This is a genomic window from Actinoplanes sp. HUAS TT8 (assembly GCF_051380535.1).
In the GTDB taxonomy this organism is placed as follows: Bacteria; Actinomycetota; Actinomycetes; order Mycobacteriales; family Micromonosporaceae; genus Actinoplanes.
On the sequence record NZ_CP195646.1, the window covers coordinates 2,985,233 to 3,002,156 of the forward strand.

The following is a 16,924-nucleotide window of genomic DNA, read 5'->3' on the forward strand; positions in this document are numbered from 1 at the left end:
TGTCCCCATTGCGGGCAGGTCAGGCCAGCCTACTTGATCAACGAATGATGATACTTTCGCGGCCAGCCACCTGCCCTATTTGGTGACCCTGCAATCAGCGAAGTCCGATCAATCGGAGTACTGCTCAACGATCCAATCCGCACGACGTACCACACCGCGCCGCTGGCTAGGTGTTCGTGATCCTGAACAGTTCTCGCATCTGGACTGCCGAGATGAATGCCCGGCTATGTGCGCGACCTGAACTGCGCCCAAGAACTCGATATCACCCTCGTCCTCATGGGCTGTTGCTTGGGCCGCCCGATTAAAGGCATTGAGTCAGTCCTTCCTCAATTGAGGCCCGATGTTAAGATTGCCTATAGTATCCCGCTTGCAAATCCGGCATCGTGACCTGCGGCAAGAAAAGCGAAAACGACCCTTGTCAAGGATATTTTTGGATGAGAGGTGCCAGGGGTTGAGTTCAGAATTCGTTACGTATGGTGGAGAGTCGCCAGCGGGTTGTCCGAAAGTGGTCTGGAAAGATCTCTGCGATGTATGTCTTCCTAGGGTACGAATCAACCTCTTTACACCAGCGCTTAATCTTATGCCTGTGTCTACAAAAATAGATGAAATTCTAGTTGAGGGAATTTTTCTTGGGCATAACTTGGGAGGTGCTGAGTTCTTCTTAGAATATATTTCCGGCAGTGTATGGCTGGGCTTGCCCTGGGAATTTGACAGCCTTTTGGTCAACAGCTCTTTGGTTGCATTCCGTCAATCGCTGCTCCAGGTTGATTCCAGGTGCCCGTTCAAATTTAGTGGTGAAATCGAATCTGCGTGGGTTGCCGCAGATGAGCTCCGGGAGCTTCTGGTTGAAATAGATCCAAAGTCTATGGAGGATCTGTATGGGTATTGGCCGGCCTTCTTGGAGGACGTGGCGGTCGGTGACTATTCAGTCGGCGGAAACCCCGATTGACGTTCGGGTTATGAGAATTTGGCATGCTAATTACTTGCGACGCGATATCGGATTAGGTTGCTTGCGGCTGGCCATCCGGCGCTGATTTTGGGCTGATTGAGCTGTCGTGGCGCTGTGCGTTGAGCGATCAGGCTCCGTGGAGGGGATGGACTTGAACGTGGAGATTTCTGACGTTGATTGGTTCGCCTGTGCGGAACCAGGTCCAGCGAGAAGTATCCCGCTCCGCTTGAGGGAACTCCGGAACGCCACCGATGATGGTGCGGCCATAGAGGCAACACACGCCTTGCATGAGCTGCTTTGCTATGGAGCTGTTACCGTTGAGGAAGCGACGGTTCCTGCGGTTCGCATTTTGTACACGATATTGGCCGACGCTGAATTTCGATGGAATCAGTACGTCCTTCAACTGCTTGACACTATTGCTTGTGTGGATATGGTTGCGGAATCCGATTCGGGGCAGGTGGCGAGTTCGTCTTTGGGGGCTCGCGTCCGCAGCGAGATTATTGACGGGCTGCCGCTGGTGGAGGCGGCGACGAACAGTGAAGTCCGCGATATTCGTGGTGCTGCAATTGTGTTGCTGGCTGATGCTGCCGAGGATTCGTCGAATATGTTCGAGCGCTTTAGTGCCGAACTCGTTCAAGAACGCGATCCAGTCGTGCAGGCTGACCTTGCTTATGCTGCGACAACGTGCTGTTTTCGAAAGCTGAAGGCCGCGGCATCGGGCAGCTGCTCGGCCTGGCTGGATTCTGTGCTGGCGCATCCGAACCCGGCTGTCAGGTATCGGGTTGCCCAACGCCTGGTGGAGTTGAAGGTCGAACACCGGGGCGCCGCGCTGCTTCCGATTCTCCAAAGCTCCGAAGCGGAGGTAGTGCAGAAGCGGCTTTTTCGACAGGAATACATGTAACTGAACTTTGTCGAGAGAATTATGCCGCTCGTTACGCAGATGATGGTCGCATACGTTGGGGCTGACGGTGTGACGTATCTGGACGGTGTTGAGGCAATCAACAGCTCGCGAGGATTGTAAGCGCATCTGGGAGGGTTTCAGAGCGCGTAGCAGGACCGATAGATGTGGCGCTCAAGTTAAAGATCTAGGTCAACCGGCTATTACAGTTGCCGGTTATGAAGCGGGACTTCGCTGTGGGCGCATCCATCGAAACGATTCGGGCGCGTCTGCTCCGCTACAAGAACGGGGACGACGACGCTGTGCGGTCGGTGACCGCGCTGATCGAGGTCGGGGCTCTGCTCGACACCGACGACGTCGACCTTGAGACCGCACGGGTCTGCGGTCTGCTGCTGTGGGTCCGCAGCACCTTCCAGAGCGACGACGCCGACCACGATGACCTGATTCCCGCTCTGGCGCTGCTGCACCCGGTCTGGCGCGCCGATCCGACCTCCGTGCCGGAGCCGATTGCCGAGTACTTCGCCACGCTCGGCCTGAGCCCACTGCGGCCCACCGACGCCGCGCAAGGACCGGCCGCGGCTCTCATCGACCACGCACGCCGCACCGGGGACACCACGGCCGCCACGATCGCCGTGGCACTGCTTCGCCGGATCGTCGACAGCACACCTGACGACGATCCCGAGTCCTGCATGTACCTGTCCAACCTGGCGATGGCCGTGCAGATCCGGGCCGACCTGACCGGGGACCCGGACGGCATCGACGAGGCGGTCCGCCTCGGTGAGCAGGCCATGGCCGCGTTCAGCGACGACGACCCGCGCCGCGCCGTGCCCGCCGCTGCCACCGCGGTCGCGTTGCGCCGCCGATCGGCACAGACCGCAGCGCTCGGGGACCTCGACGAGGCGATCACGCTCGGACGCCGGTACGCGGGCACCGACCCGGACCGGTGCACCAACCTGGGCGTGGCTCTCACCTACCGGTTCGAATGGGCGGGCCACGAGGACGACATCGCCGAGGCCTTCACCGCTCATCACATCGCCCTCGCCGCGCCCGGCCACCCGCGGCGTGCCCGCCACCTGGCCAATCTGGCGGTCACGCACACGGTTGCGTTCGATGCCGACGGCGATCCGGCCCACCTCGACGCCGCCCTCGCCGCCGGCGAGGAAGCCACCCGACTGCCGGACGTCACACCACAGGACCGGGCCGCGATCCACGGCGGACTCTGCAACACACTGCGCGCCCGGTTCCGCTACACCGGGAACTCCGCCGACCTGGACCGGGCTGTCGGATACGGCGAGGCAGCGGTCTCCGCGCTTGCTCCGGGGCACCCAGGTCGGGCCGGCGCGCTGGCCAACCTCGGTCTGGCCCGGCACGTGCGCGCGGTTCGCCGGAACGCCCCGGACGATCTCGACACCGCGATCGACGAACTCTACGAGGCTGCCGATGCCACACCCGCACAGGACCCTGACCTGGCCGGCCGGCTCTCCAACCTCAGTGACGCCCTGCTGTCGCGATCCGGACCCGGCGACACCACCGAAGCGGTACGGCGAGCCGAAGCCGCGGCCGACGCGGGCAGCCGATCCCGGCAGCACGCGTACTACCTCACCAACCTGGGCAACGCCCTGCAGGCCGCCGGGGAACTGGACCGCTCGATCGACGTACATCGGAAAGCTGTTGATCTTTGTGATCCTGGCGCGCCGCAGCGTGCGGCCTGCCTGGCCAATCTTGCCGCCACCCGCACGGCTCGGCTGAGCGGCGACGACGCCGACCGGGCGATCGACGAAGCCGGCCAGGCCGCTCGCATCGCGAACGCGCCGGTGGAGGTCCGGATCCGGGCGGCCGTCCGATGGGGGCACTGGTCCGCGGTGGCGCGGCGCTGGGCGGACGCACTCGACGGATACACCCTGGCGGTGGAGCTGCTCAGCACGGTGTCGCCGCGCGAACTGCCCCGGGCCGACCAGGAGTTCGAGCTGGCACGGCTCGGGGGAGTGACCACCGACGCGGCCGCCTCCGCGCTGCGGGCACAGCAGCCGCACACCGCCGTCGAGCTGCTGGAGAAAGGCCGCGGCATCATCCTGTCGCACGCCCTGGACGACACTCCGCAGCCGGGTGCACCGGACCTCACGCATCCGGGGCCGATCGCCATGATCAACGTGAGCAACTTCGGCAGCGACGCACTGCTGCTCCGCGATGGCATCGTGACTGTGATTCCCTTGCCAGAGGCCACACCCGCGGAGGTACGGCGGCAAGTGCGCCACTTCGCGACGGCGATCACCACCGACGACAACGATGCCGCGAGTGACGTCCTCGGATGGCTGTGGGATGCCGTGGTCGCACCGGTCATCGCCGCGCTGGATGCGGGCGGGCGGCTGTGGTGGTGCCCGACCGGACTGCTGGCCCTGCTGCCGTTGCACGCCGCCGGCCGGCCCGGCAGCGGCTCGGCACTCGACGCGGTGATCAGCTCGGTGACCCCGAACCTGCGCGCTCTGTCGGCCGCCCGGGCGCGTCCGGCCGCCCGTACGGGGGAATCAGAGATTTTGATCGTCGCACCTGAATCGGGGAACCTACCCGCCGCCGCGGCCGAACAACGCGTGCTGTCCGCACTGCTCGGTGGCCGGGCGGTCACCACCACCGAGGTCGACCCGGCGGAGCTGGCCCGGTATCGGAACGTGCACGTCGCGGCGCACGCGATCGCCGATGCGGTCAACCCGTCGCGGGGCGGCATTGCCCGCTCCGACGGTTCGCTGGTCACCGCCGATGAACTGAGTCGCGCCCGCCCTGACGGTGGGGGTGAGCTGATGTTTCTGTCCGCGTGCGAGACCGCCCGCACCGGGCCCGACCTGGCTGACGAGACCGTGCATCTGGCGTCGGTGCTGCATGTTGCCGGCTATCGGAATGTGGTGGCCACTCTGTGGCCGGTGCCGGACCGGCCGGCGCTGCGCTTGGCGCGGGCGGTCTATGAGCAGCTCACCGCCGATGAGCCGGTCGAGATAGCAACGGCCCTGCACCGGGCGGTGCGACTACTGCGCGAGCGTTATCCGAATCATCCGTTGGTGTGGGCGGCGTATCTCCATCTCGGACCGTGACCGCCAGGAAAGGTTTCTCAGAAGTCCTCAGCCAATCCCCATGGACCGCGATGACTTCTGGCCCGGCCCCATTTGGGTGGGCCCTGTTCGTACTCCTGGATAGGGTCACCACATGTCCCGAACCCGCCCGTCGTTGATCACCGAGGCGGCGGCTTTCTCCGTTGCCGGCGACGGACTCCATCGGTACGAGATGGGCCCAGCGCTGATCGGGGCAGGGGCGGACGCAACCGTGGTCATCGTCGCGCCCGGGGACAACCCCAGACACAGCGGCGTCCAGGACTCCACCGAGGTGCTTCTGCGCGGGGACAGGATTCCGGACCTTCACTCAAGGTTTATGAGCCGTGCCCCTCTACCGATCTACCTATTCGTCCGCATGGACCAGGGCTGCCTTCCCCTGGGCACCGCGGTCTGCAGAGGTGGAGCTTCGGAACGCTCCAGTTTCAACTTCGCCAACCTGGTGCTCGACCAGCCTCTGTCCCGCGACGTGCTGGACGCGGTCCGGCCCGTCCCGGTACCCGGCCCGGTGCCAGGGGTGGAGTGGATCGACCATGTGGAAAAGGATCCGATCCGGGCCTTGGAATCATTCGTGCTCGGCTGGTTCCCCGCCGAGGTGCAAGAGGCGACCGAGTCAGAGAGTTCGCCCGACGCACTGGGCAGCCTGCCGAAGGCCCTGGCTGCCTTCCACCGCTTGGCCCGTCTGCGCCCTGCGATCCACAGATTTCATGATCCGGTGCTGAAACAGCCCAGGCGTGCCTCCGGACCACTCGGCGAACGGCTCGTCTTCGCGGTGTGGGACGGAGGCGGGATGGACTGGTCCATCCCATGGCCGGCGGAGAACCCAGGCGAGGCCGATCCGCGCGTGTGGCTTGCCGAAGACCCCTACGCCGAGGAACCGGAGATGATCCTCGAAGAGGAGCCACTCGGTCGCTTCCTCCTGCAGTTCACCCTTAACGAAGCGATGAATGCCGCCCCCTACCGCGCATGGACCTACTGCATGCCGACCGCGGGCCTGGACGCGCTGTGGAGCATGGTGCGTCCCGTACCGCTGAGCCCATTCCTGCCGACCTACACGGCCGAGCGATTCTTCATGGCACCGGGCTTGCTCACGCAGGTGAGCGGCGACACGAAGGAAGCAGTCGTAAGCTTCGGCGCGCTCCACCGCGGAACCCTGACTCCGCTCCTCGCGCAGGGATTCCGCTGGGCTCGCTTCGATGGGTGAAGCAGGAGTGAGTTTGTAACTGAGTTCGGGGCTCTGGCGCGAACTGTGCTATGGACGTCGGGCAATGAGTGGCCGAGCGATGCTCCCTGGCCGAGGTTCTGCTAACTTCCTATCGATGAGCAGGGACAATAGCCTTGCGGACGCTCTCCGCGAGTGGAGCGGATGGTTGAGTGGACTTGGCGCTCCAGTCGCTTCGTGGCTGCGTCCTGGACGGCCGTCCGAGGAGATCACTGCCGTTCTCGGCCCGGAGTTGCCTGCGGCCGTCCGCACCTGGTTCTCGTGGTGCGACGGCGTCGAAGATGCGCCTGGCCAGTCGATCGGCGAGTGCTGGGTGATCCCGGGCTATTGGCCGGTTACGCTCGCCGAGACCCGCGCTGAGTTAAACGTGGAGCTGCCCTATCCCCACTCGGTGCCGTTGCTGCGCGACGGCGGCACCGATCTGTATGTTGCCGCGTGGTCGGCAGCCGGCGAGGAACCAGTTGTCGTATCTCTGCTGAACCCTGGTGACCCGGTCGTCGAGTACGGCTCCATCGCCGAGCTGGTCGCCGTTACCAACGCCTGCTTCGCTCGAGGCATTTACGCCTTGGACGAGCGTGGTTTGCTCGACCTCATAGATGGTGCCGGGTACGACGCCATCTATGAAGAGATCACCGGCTTGCCGGCCACGTGACGCTGGCCGACCTCCCCGCCCGGCGATCACCTGATCGTCTACCACGATGTCGTGGTGGTGGCCGGCGCTACCCGGCGCCGCCGTGGTGCTGCTCGTCGCCCGGCACCGGTCGCGGTCGGCGACCGCGGTGCTCGCCGACCTCACCGAAGCGGCCGTCGACCTCTACGGCAACGCCCTGGCCGTGCAGCTGGGGCTGGCCGACACCGGGGCCCTCGACGACGCGACCGGGCTGCTGATCACCCGGATCACCCGCAAGGACCGGCGCAAGCCGGCAGCTCCATGATGGAAGGGTGCAGACCCTCGCCGCATTGGTCGCGTTGTGCCCGGGTTCCGGGACTCCGGCGCAGGCCGCCGCCCTGGCCACCCAGCTCGGTGACGACCCGCAGGCCGGCCGGCTGGCCGTCACGTACCTCACGGCAGGCGCCCGCACCTTCACCGGATATCGGATCGAGCTGCTGCTCAGGCGCACCCCACAACTGGACACCGCGATCGAACTGGCCCTGGAACGGCTGGACGACGAAGGGCTCGGCCAGGCGCACACACTGCTGCGGCTGCTCGCACTCCTGCCGGACTCATCCGTACCATATCGGTGGTTTGTGAAGTCGGATCGGCTCGCGGACTCCGAGCTGTTCCCACGCCTGACCGGCCCGCATCTGGACGCCCTGCTCGACGGCCTGTCCGCGCTGGCCCTGATCGACACGACGGCCGACCTGCTGACGATGGATCCGGCGATCCGGGAGTTCGCCGATCGGGACAACCGCGACTCGGGCCAGCGTCCGGCGCACCTCGCGCTGCTGGCGACGCTCGTCTGTGCCGCCGCACCGGCCGCCGAACTCGCGGACACCGCCGTCCACGTCCTGCAACTGGTGGACGACGCCGACGTGGACCTGATGGCCAACACGTGCCTGCTCATCGGCGAGATCCTGGCCGGCCAGGACCGCTACGACGAGGCCCGCACGATCAGCGCGGCCGTGGTCGCCCGGACGCGCCGGGTGCTCGGCGCCAGCCATCCCCGCACCCTGTTCGGCCTCACGTTTCTCGCCGGGTGGACCGGCAACGCCGGGGATCCGGCCGCCGCCCACGACATCCTCGCCGAGGTCACCGACACCTACCGCCAGATTGCCGGCCGGGACGATCCGGATGTCCTCGTCGCGTTCTCCAACCGGGCGTACTGGGCGGAGAAGTCCGGCGACGCCGTCGCCGCCCGCGACGCGTTCACCGATTTGGTGCTGATCCGTACCGGACAGTCCGGCCCCGACGACCCGGACGTGCTCTACGACTGTGGCGCGCTCGCGCAGTGGACGGGCATGGCCGGGGACGCGGCGCGCGCCCACGCCCTGTTCCGCGAGCTGCTTCCCGATTTCGAACGGATCTGGGGACCCGACGCGCCCGACGTCGTGGCCATGCGCGAGGCGATCACCCGGTGGGGAGCGTGACCGCGAAATCTGCTCCCACGTGCACATAGGCCGCCCAGCAGGTCGGCCGGCGCGGATACCTGCGGCGAAGCGCCCGGGTGACCGCGTTGACCGCCCGGGCCGGTGACCCGGTGCTCAGCCCGTCGTAGAACAGGCGCGCCGCACGGACCGCGACCGCATCCGGCACCGGCCACGACGTGGCGACCACATCCGCGAACCCGGCCAGGCACAACGCCGCCGCGATGTGGATGTTCTCGTCCGGCAGGCGCGGCCCGCCCTGCAGCGTCGAGCAGGCCGACAGATAGGCCAGTGTGCGCGTCCGGCGTACCCCCGCCTGGTCTTTGAGCAGGTCACGGATGCGCAGCGAACCGTCGTGCAGCGCCAGATGGCTGTCGGACGGCCGAGCCGGATCCGCGGTGGCGTGGCCGGCGAAGTGCACCCAGTCGGCGTCGGCGAGCAGGTCGCGCACCCGGGCCACGCTCGCATCCTTTTCGGTCACAAGATCAGAACCAGGACCAAGACGATGGTGTACGTGGTGAGCCTCCCGCCGCGTGGCCGGCAACGGCGACGGCGCGATCACGGTGGTGCTCACCGCAGCGGCCGGCCCGCCGATGGCCGCCAGGCTGTGCAGCGTCGGAGCGAAGGAACTGACGACGCGATCGGGAACCGAACGTCCCGGCTCGTCGTACCCGGCAGCATGCAGCGGCAGGAACGACAGCGCACCGGTCGGGATCCACCACAGGTGAGCGCCCGGGTTCACCTGCTGCAGGACGGGCTCGGCAACGGTGTCCCAGAGCCATTCCAGCATCTCCGTGAGCCCCGCATCGGTGGGCTGCAGCGCCGTGACGGCGTAGCGCCGGATGTCGCCGTCGGTGAGAGCGGGCAGCCGGACATGGCGGGTCGAGGTGGCGGTGACCAGCAGCGCGTCACAGCGATGAGCGGCCACATTGACGATCACGGCCGTGCCGTCGCCGAGCCCGGCCCGCAGACCGTCGAGGCGAGGCGGACGCAGGAAACGCTCCAAACCCTCGACACGGTGGATCTCGGCGAGGACCGCGTCGCGTTCCCGGACCGCGTCATGCCGGTCCCAGACCGCCGGGCCGTCGCCGCGATGCGTGGACTCGATGAGATCGTGCGCAGCGCCGAGCCGCCGAGCCAGACCGGGCGCCCGAGCACGGATCTGCTCGGTGCCGGCCGAGCGGGACAGCGCCTGGGCATACAGAACACCCCGCCCCTGCTCCAGGATCTCCACAGCCCCGTCAAGATCGTCGAGTTCGAGCGCACACGCGGCCGCCGTCGTGGCCAGCCCGGGGAACTGCGTCAGCAGACGCTCCTGGTCGTCGCGACCCAGCCCGGCCCAGGCGACCAGGTCGAGCAGCTGCACCGCACGACCCAGCGCTTCCCGAGCAAAAGACCATTCCCTTTCGCGTACGTACAGGTGGCCGAGGCTCTGCGCGGCCATCGCCCGCGACAGGGCGGCCGCCACCTCGGTGTCGAGCAGCGTGCGGTACGCCTCGGCGGCCCGCCGCAGGCCGTCGGCGCCGCCCTGCAGCTCCCACGCGTGACCCAGGTTCAGCAGCGAGTTGGCCAGCGCCGGATCATCGGGTCCGGCCCCGGCGGTCGCCTCGGTGAGAACATCGATCGCCTCCTGCGGATCAGCGCCGCTGGGGCCGAGTTGAGCGGCCGCGAGCAGGACCGCGCCCAGATTCGTCCGGTGCTCGCGGTGCTCCGGCCGGTCCGGGGACAGCATCGCGGCGGCGTCGCGCAGCAGCCCGGCCGCGCGGGCCAGCACCTCCCGATCCCCGGCCTGCACACCCTGGCGGTGCAGCGCGTTGCCCAGCGCGGCCAGCCGGGTGGACCGCTCCCGATCACCCGGGGCGGTGGCCGCGACCACGTCCTCCAGCTCGCGCACCGCCTCGTCGAGCGCGGCGACATCGGCGACCGTCTCGAACCGGTTGCGCAGTGCGCCGGCCCGGTTCGCGCGGTACGCGGCCCGGTCGGGATGCCCGGCCGGGAGCAGCCGGATCGCCTCGGCCCAGTCGCGGATCGCCTCGTCGAGAGCGTCGAGATCACCCGTACCGGAAAAGGTGGTTCGCCCGGCGATGGCGATCTGATGGAGATAGATCGGACGGTCGGGGTCGTCCGGTGCCATCGTGCGCATGCTGCGCCGCAGCCGGCGGGCGGCCTGGGCCGCCGACGTCCGGTCACCGGTGACCGCGGCCCGGTCGAGCAGCGCCCGCAGCAGCGCCGCCGCGCAACCGGGCACAGCCGGGTCACCGGCCGGCACCAGCGCGCACGCGGCCCGGGCGGCCTCCACCGCCGCGTCGAGCTGCTCCCGGTCACCGGTCAGCTCCCACGCCGCCATCAGGATGCTGCTGCTGTTGCTCAGGACCTGCGCGCCCGCCGACGGCCGCAGCCGGGCGGCCTCACCGGCGGTCCGCGTGGCGACCAGCGCCTCCGGCAGCAGCGTCACGTCCCCGGTGCGTTCCAACTGGCGCATCAGCCCGAGCACCAGGTTGGCGTGCGCGGCGACATTCCCGGGACGATCCTCGGCGGCGGAGCGCAACAGCGGCAACGCCTCGTCCAGCGCGGCGGATCGGCCGAGGCTCTCGCTCTCCCGGACAAGACAGAGGCCGAGATGGGTACGGCGATGAAGCGCGCCCCCGGCCACGGCCGCCCGATACGCCCGCTCGGCGGCCAGCAGCGGACGGGCGTCGCCGGTGCGGTCGGCCAGCCAGTACAGGGCGTCACCGAGGTCACCGGCCCGGTCGGCCGGGGCAGTGTCGAGATCGGTCAGCCCCACCAGTCGTTGCACGGCCTGGGCCAGGGCCGGCGTGTCGCCGTCCCGGTAGGCCTGTTTGACCAGTCCCAGCACCGCGGGGAATTCGTCCGGTTCGGAGCTGCCGCTCATGACCGTGAGGCTACCGGCGACACGGCGCGCTTCGGATCATTGCGGGCACGATCGGGATGAGTCGCCTACGAGGCCGGTGGCACCCAAAGCCACGCCGGCTTGTCGTACTCCTTAATCCGGACCTGTCGTTGCTGCAGGCTCCCTGCCGGTAGGTCATCCCTGGTCAGTCCGGGTTTGATCACGAAATCGTGCAACGTATCGGAGATCAGCGCCACCAAGTCGGCCTCCGGGTTCTCCACAGCGGCCGTTTTCAGCGTCGGGCTGTTCAGCAATCGGCTGACCTCGACGATCAATGATCCTCTGAACCCGATTGCCCCGTCGCCGATCATGCCGACCCCGGCCGAGAGCCGAAGACGCAGGCGGTCGCGAAACCGGCGATTTCCCGTGGCGAGTTCACGGCGCACCGTGTGGAGCAGAACAGGCAGGGATTCGTGCAGCGACACACCGGCCGGTAGAACAATGTTCATTCCGTCGCCGGTGGTCTGCCGGTCCACGCCGGCCAGCGTCAGGTTCAGCCGGTCGAGTGTCCGGTCGAGCAACTCGGCAAGGCGGCTCTGGGCATCCTGCTGCTCGGGATCCTCCCGAGTGCTGTAGCCCACGATGTCGACCGCGAAGCACATCCTCAGGTCGAGGCTGTCCTGGGCCGGCTCCGGTTCCGGCGCGGGCTCCGGCGCGGACAGTACCGATGGCAGCGGCGCGCTTCGCTGCGGCGTCTCGTCCAGCACACGGCGCACAGCTTGCACCTCGTCGACAAGGATCTGCAGGTAGGCGAGGTCGTCGGGTATCCGGATCCGTAGGGCGTCGCTGACGTCGGCGTCCGTGGTCAGCAGCGGTGGATATGCGGCTCGCATGTTGTGTTCGGCGATCTCCGCGGTGTGCTGCAGAGTTCGCAGATGGGCGACGGTGCCCGCGAGCCGGCGCTGGTCCGCTCCGAGTTCCGAGGCCTCGACGTCCGGCCGGTCGAGCCGGCTGCGGACCTCTTCGTGCAGGGTGCGCAGCAGGCTGCCGTCGCCGCGGACCCGCGATTGATAGCGCAGCTTGGCGGCGTGCATGAGGTAGCGCGCCAACGGTGGCATATCGGTGCTCCCGTCGGACCAGGTGAGGTTGCTGAGTTCCGAGTCCTGGCCGGGACCGGCGAGCACCACGATCCGTCGGGCCGGCCCGTCGCCGGGTGGTGAGGCCTCCCACAAGGCGAAACCCTCCGGTGTCCGATGCCCTCGGGACCACCAATCCGGCGCATCGGCGGGGTCCGCCGCGAGATCGTCGCGGACGTCTGCGGCGAGCGCTTCCGGATCGACGTCGTCGGTGGGCGCTTTCGCCTGGAAGACGACGGCGCTGCCGAGCATGGCCGTGGTGCCACCGACGACGAGCCGTCGCCACCACTCGTACAGCTCGGACCACTGCTGCGGGGCAGCCGATCCGATGCGAAGCACCCGTTCCGCGCCGATCGGAGCGGCGAACACCATCGACAGGTTGATCACATCGTGATCGCGGCGCACGATCGCCTGACGGTCGAACCCGAGATCCTGCTGGGCCGCGACCACCGTGTAGTCGCCGACTCCGGGCCAGATGTCGGGCAGGTCGGTGTCGGCAACACCGTGCACCGGCTCCGACATCGCGAGCTGGGTCCGGCACTGCCGCCAGACCTGCTCGAGTTGGCGGCGTGCCGTCGCGGCGTGCGGGCCGTCCGCGGGTGCGAAAAGATGAGCGACCAACTCGTGTTCAACGAGGCGGCTGGTCTGCACCGTCGGCCTCCTGATCGGTGCCGGCCCGCCTGCGCAGATCCGCGGAGGCAGTGTTCAGATCATGAACGAGGGTGTTCTGACGTTCCTTGATCGATGCGTTCGCCGGTGCCGGATCCTTGGTGCCCATCCGGTTCGCCCGGACCGGGCCGTGCAGCTCCAGATCGGCGGTGGCGTCGCGCAACTCCACGACGTCACCCGCGTCGAACGCCTGCCGCATCCGGTCCACGATCGAGCTGACCTGTTCCCACCGGGGCGACGGCAACCGCCACTCGGGCAGGTCGCCGAGCACGTCAAGTGCGTCGTCCAGCGTCTCCGAATCCCATCGCCCGTCCACGACAATTCACTGTAGAGCAGGGCCGGGTCACGAACGGGTAATTGTGCCCGGGCCGGCGCCGGCGATACCGTCGCAGGGGGTTGTGATGACCGATGACGTATTCGGGCAGGCCGCTCAGCTCCTGCTGCAGGCCAGGAGCGAGATGCAGGTCGGCGACGACCCCGGCCGCACTGACGCATTGCTGCGCCGCAGCATCGAGCTGTTCCGCAGCGCGCGCGATGCCGACCCGGCCGCCGTCTGCGCGAACCTCGGCGTAGCGCTGCGGATGCTGGCCGAGCGGACCGGCGACCGCACGGCCGCGGCCGCGGCGGTCGCCGAAGCGCAGGCTGCCGTCGCGGCCGAGGCCACCTCCGGGCGCCAGCTGAATCTGGCTTCGGCGCTGCACGTGAGCTTCCTGCTCACCGGCGACGGCGCCTGCCTCGACGACGCGGTCACGGCTGCCCGGGACGCGCTACGAACCTGCCAGGACGACCTCAAGCTGCCGTCGCGGCTGGCGAGCCTGGCCGGCCTGCTGCTCGACCGGGGCGGGCGCACGGGTTCCGGCCACGATCTGGACGAAGCGCTGACCCTGACAACCCGGGCGTTCGCTATGCCGGCGCCGGAGGACGAATTCTGGTCCGTCGTGGTCAACAACCATGTGTTGGCCCTGCGTACGGCCTACGAGCGCGGGTTCGATCCGCAGCTCGCCGATCTCGCCACGGAGATCGGCCACGCCGCCCTCGCGCAACTGCCGGACGGCTCGCCCGGGCGCGTCTCGACCGAGGGCAACCTCGGCCTGGTCCACCTCGCCCGGCACAAGGCCGGCCACCACGAACAAGATCTTCGTGAGGCTGTTGCGATGCTGACCAGTGCGGCCGCCCATCCCGGGCCGCTTCAGCACCAGTGGCTCGCCAACCTGGTGATCTGCCGGACCGAGCAGTACCGCCGGGATCCGCGACCGGCGACGTTCCGCGAGATCGAGACGTCGGCGCATCGGGCGCTGCGTGCTCTGCCCGCCGGCGATCCCCGGCAGGGGCCGCTGCTGGTCAATCTCGGCGGCGCCCACCTGGAACGCTACGAGCGCACCGGTGCCCCGGACGCGCTCGACGAGGCCGAACGGCTGCATCAGGAGGCGGTCGCGGCGACCGCCGGTACACCCGCGCATCAGACGATCGCCAAAGCCGGGCTCGCAGTGGTGTGGCAGCGCCAGGCCGCCGCCGGCTCGGCCGGCGACCGCCTCACCCGAGCCATCGAGCTGGGCCGTGAACTGGCCGGACACTCGTTCGCGAATGCCGACGACCGGGCTTCCAGCCTGTCGAACCTCGGATTGGCGCTGGCCGCCCGCTTTGCCGCCGACGGCCGAACCGAGACCGCAGAGGAAAGCGCGAGACGGCTGCGCGACGCCGTCGACGCGCTGCCCGCCGGCCACGTGGCACGCCTCGCCCACCTGTCCAACCTGGCGGTGTTCCTGCTGTCGTGGTCCGAGGCGACCGGCGAGGAGCACGTCAGCGTGGAAGCGGTCGAAGTGGCCCGGGCCGCCGCCGACGCGGCCGGCGACGACCCGGACCGGGCGGGCTATCTGGCCAACCTGGGCGGGGCACTGTGGCGGCTCTACGTGCGCACCCAGGATCCGGCCGCGCTCGAACAGGGAGTACTGGCCGCGCGGGCGGCGCTGTCGGCCACCCCGGCCGGGCACCCCGACCGGCCCATGTACCTGTCGAACCTCTCCGGTCTGCTGGCCCGGCAAGCCGACAACGGACGCCACGAAACGCTCATGAGAGAAGCGGTCGAGCTTGCCCGAGAAGCTGTCGAACGCACCGAACCGGGCCACCCCGATCGGGCCATGCGGATGTCCAACCTCAGCCTGACTCTGCGCTACCTGGGCCGGCACTACGGTGTCGTGGACGCTCTCGACGACGCCGTCCAGGTGGGCTACGACGCCCTCGCGGCGACACCGGACACCCATCCCGCACAGCCCGGCCGGATGAGTAACCTCGCCGCCACGCTTCTCGCCAGAAACACGCGCGACCCGTCCGGCCCCGACCGGACGGCCGCGGTGAACCTGTTCGCTGCCGTAGCCGGCCACGACCTCGGCCCGGTGACACTGCGCATCCAAGCCGCCGCGCAGGCGGGTGCGCTGTGTGCCGAGGACAACCGGTGGGCGCAGGCCACCGACCACCTCGGCCTGGGCGTGGAGCTCATGCAACGGCTGGCCACCCACTACACGGTCCGCTCCGACGAGGAACACGACCTGTCCCGTTTCGCTCAGCTGAGCGCGGACGCCGCGGCGTGCGCCATTCACCTCGGCGACCTCCGGCGAGCACTCGATCTGATCGAGGCCGGTACCGGTGTGATGCTCTCCCGCACCCTCGCGCTGCGCTCCGACGTCGACGACCTGCGGTCACACCACCCCGAGGTGGCATCGCGCCTCGACCAGCTGACGGCCGCGGTCGCCGCCGGACAAACACCCGGCACCGGGATCGCCGGGGCCACCCTGCACGGGTTCGACCGCCGGGGAGCCGACAGCGCCTGGCGGGACCTGCTTCACGAGATCCGGCAGCTGGCCGGCTTCGAGCGCTTCCAGACGCCCCCGTCCGGCCCGGAACTGCGCAGACTCGCCGAACCCGGGCCGATCGTCATCGTCACGACGAGCCGCTATCGCTGCGATGCGCTGCTTGTCACCGCCGATCACGACGTCCGGCTCGTACCTCTGCCGAACCTCGCGCACGCCGACGTGGTCGCCGCTTCCGAGTCCCTGCTGACCACGGATCCCACCGAGGACCCCGGTCTCCTGCAGGACATGCTCGGCTGGCTGTGGGACACCGTCGCCGCTCCGGTCCTCGACGCGCTGCCCGAGGCGCCGGCGCAGACGTCCCGGCTCTGGTGGATGCCGGTCGGCGTGATCGCCCTGCTGCCGCTGCACGCGGCCGGTCACCGGGGTGGGCCGTACGTCGATGACCGGGCCGTGTGCAGTTACACGCCGACGCTGGGTTCCCTGCGCCACCATCGGCTCCGCCCGCACGGTGCCGACGTGCGGGCACTGGTGGTCGAGGCGCCGCAGGGATCGGTGCCGCTGCCGGCCGCCCGTCGCGAGGCCGCACTGGTCGCCAAGATCCTGGCCGGATGTGTGACCCGGACATCCGGCCAGGAGAAGACCCTGGCCGCGTTGACCAGCCACGGCTGGGTGCACTTCAGCGGCCACGCCGAGACCGACCTGCAGCAGCCCTCGCGCAGCAACCTGCAGCTGGCGGATGCGCCGCTGAGCGTCGTCGACCTCGCCACCCACGACGTGGCCGGTGAGGTCGCGGTGCTCTCGGCGTGCAGCAGCAACCGGACGCGTGCCGACCTGGCAACCGAGGCGGTGCATGTGGCCGCCGCCTTTCACCTGGCCGGGTTCCGGCAGGTCGTCGGCACCCTCTGGCCCGTCGGCGACATCGTCTCGCTGCGCCTGGCCGGCCATCTGTATCCGGCTGTGCTCGAGGAAGGCGCACTGCGGCCACAACGGCTACCGGCGGCGCTCAGGGACGCCACCCGCGCGCTGCGGGCCCGGTGGCCCGACCGTCCGGCAGCCTGGGCTTCCTACGTCCACATGGGCTGCTGAACGCCGGCGTCGACCGGTCGGGCAGGACATCCTCGGAGGTGACAATGGCGGCGTCCCGCTCGCCCGTGACGGTGCCGACCCGGTCGCCGAAACCCGTTCGTCCGTTGTCGCCGACCGGCG

Annotated in this window: 11 protein-coding genes; 8 read left to right on the forward strand and 3 right to left on the reverse strand. The window is 68.7% G+C overall.

Annotated elements, in window-relative coordinates; all coding sequences use genetic code 11:
* The first annotated feature begins 451 nt into the window (after window positions 1-451).
* The 7 genes from ACSHV8_RS13195 (at window position 452) to ACSHV8_RS13225 (ending at window position 8,255) form a co-directional block, all read left to right on the forward strand.
* Window positions 452-949 (forward strand): SUKH-4 family immunity protein, encoded by a 498-nt coding sequence (locus ACSHV8_RS13195; RefSeq protein WP_436532766.1) that lies wholly within the window; start codon window positions 452-454, stop codon window positions 947-949.
* A gap of 157 nt (window positions 950-1,106) precedes the next feature.
* Window positions 1,107-1,850 carry a hypothetical protein gene (locus ACSHV8_RS13200; RefSeq protein WP_436532768.1) on the forward strand — a complete coding sequence of 248 codons (744 nt, stop codon included), beginning with the start codon at window positions 1,107-1,109 and terminating at the stop codon, window positions 1,848-1,850.
* A 215-nt stretch (window positions 1,851-2,065) separates the two neighbouring features.
* Entirely contained in the window at window positions 2,066-4,930 is a 2,865-nt protein-coding gene (locus ACSHV8_RS13205; RefSeq protein WP_436532770.1) for a CHAT domain-containing protein, read from the forward strand.
* 112 nt (window positions 4,931-5,042) lie between these two features.
* The gene (locus tag ACSHV8_RS13210; protein ID WP_436532772.1) at window positions 5,043-6,149 is read left to right on the forward strand and encodes a hypothetical protein; all 1,107 of its coding nucleotides are present in this window, start codon (window positions 5,043-5,045) and stop codon (window positions 6,147-6,149) included.
* Window positions 6,150-6,264: 115 nt separating this feature from the next.
* The gene (locus ACSHV8_RS13215) at window positions 6,265-6,819 is read left to right on the forward strand and encodes a hypothetical protein (protein WP_436532773.1); all 555 of its coding nucleotides are present in this window, start codon (window positions 6,265-6,267) and stop codon (window positions 6,817-6,819) included.
* A gap of 46 nt (window positions 6,820-6,865) precedes the next feature.
* Complete coding sequence (locus ACSHV8_RS13220) at window positions 6,866-7,102, forward strand: hypothetical protein (RefSeq protein ID WP_436532775.1); 237 nt, start codon at window positions 6,866-6,868, stop codon at window positions 7,100-7,102.
* Between the two features lie 7 nt (window positions 7,103-7,109).
* The gene (locus ACSHV8_RS13225) at window positions 7,110-8,255 is read left to right on the forward strand and encodes a tetratricopeptide repeat protein (protein ID WP_436532777.1); all 1,146 of its coding nucleotides are present in this window, start codon (window positions 7,110-7,112) and stop codon (window positions 8,253-8,255) included.
* Here ACSHV8_RS13225 and ACSHV8_RS13230 read toward each other — a convergent pair.
* From ACSHV8_RS13230 to ACSHV8_RS13240, 3 genes are all read right to left on the reverse strand, one after another.
* Window positions 8,236-11,145: a CHAT domain-containing protein gene (locus ACSHV8_RS13230; RefSeq protein WP_436532779.1), complete on the reverse strand. Its 2,910-nt coding sequence runs from the start codon at window positions 11,143-11,145 to the stop codon at window positions 8,236-8,238. The two genes, ACSHV8_RS13225 and ACSHV8_RS13230, sit on opposite strands and share 20 nt — an antisense overlap.
* Before the next feature lie 65 nt (window positions 11,146-11,210).
* Window positions 11,211-12,890 (reverse strand): CATRA conflict system CASPASE/TPR repeat-associated protein, encoded by a 1,680-nt coding sequence (locus tag ACSHV8_RS13235; protein ID WP_436532781.1) that lies wholly within the window; start codon window positions 12,888-12,890, stop codon window positions 11,211-11,213.
* On the reverse strand, window positions 12,868-13,224 hold the full coding sequence (locus ACSHV8_RS13240; RefSeq protein WP_436532782.1) for a CATRA system-associated protein: 357 nt from the start codon (window positions 13,222-13,224) through the stop codon (window positions 12,868-12,870). The genes ACSHV8_RS13235 and ACSHV8_RS13240 overlap by 23 nt, the downstream gene beginning before the upstream one ends.
* An 85-nt stretch (window positions 13,225-13,309) precedes the next feature.
* Here ACSHV8_RS13240 and ACSHV8_RS13245 point away from each other — a divergent pair, with 85 nt between their 5' ends.
* Window positions 13,310-16,804, forward strand: coding sequence for a CHAT domain-containing protein (locus ACSHV8_RS13245; RefSeq protein ID WP_436532783.1), 3,495 nt, complete (start codon window positions 13,310-13,312; stop codon window positions 16,802-16,804).
* Window positions 16,805-16,924 lie beyond the last annotated feature (120 nt).